General features: G+C 60.8%; 1 protein-coding gene. It reads left to right on the forward strand.

Annotated features, from left to right (window positions below; translation table 11 throughout):
* On the forward strand, window positions 1–502 hold a 502-nt coding region (locus tag QN219_RS33830; protein WP_284004772.1), incomplete at both ends, for a GGDEF domain-containing protein.

Genomic DNA, 502 nt, shown 5'->3' on the forward strand with positions numbered 1-502 from the left:
GCATCACATGGCGCGACACGATGCGCTGACCGGATTGCCGAATCGTCAGTTCCTCCGCGAGGAGTTCGAACGCACTTCGGATAAGATCGCGCCGAGCACAAAAGTCGCAATTCACTGTGTTGTTCTGAATGGCCTTAAGGCGGTCAACGACGCCTATGGTCGAGCCACCGGCGACCTGCTGCTGCGTCGTGTGGCGGAGCGGCTGCGCAATTGTGTCAAGCAATCGGACATGCTCTGCCGACTGGGCGGCGACGAATTCGTCGTCTGGCGCACCGGCATAACGAGCAGTGACGAAGCGCGCAATCTGGCGCAGCAGCTTATCGATGTCGTCGAAGTGCCGTATGAGCTCGCGGGAACGCAGGTGGATCCTGGAGTGATTGTTGGGCTTGCGACTGCCCCGATCGGTGACCAATCGGTGGACGGGCTTATCCAGGCTGCCGACATAGCGCTTGATCAAGCCAAAGCCGGCGGACGCGGCACCTACGTGGAGTATCAGCCGGGC

The organism is Sinorhizobium sp. 8-89 (assembly GCF_030124325.1).
GTDB lineage: Bacteria > Pseudomonadota > Alphaproteobacteria > Rhizobiales > Rhizobiaceae > Sinorhizobium.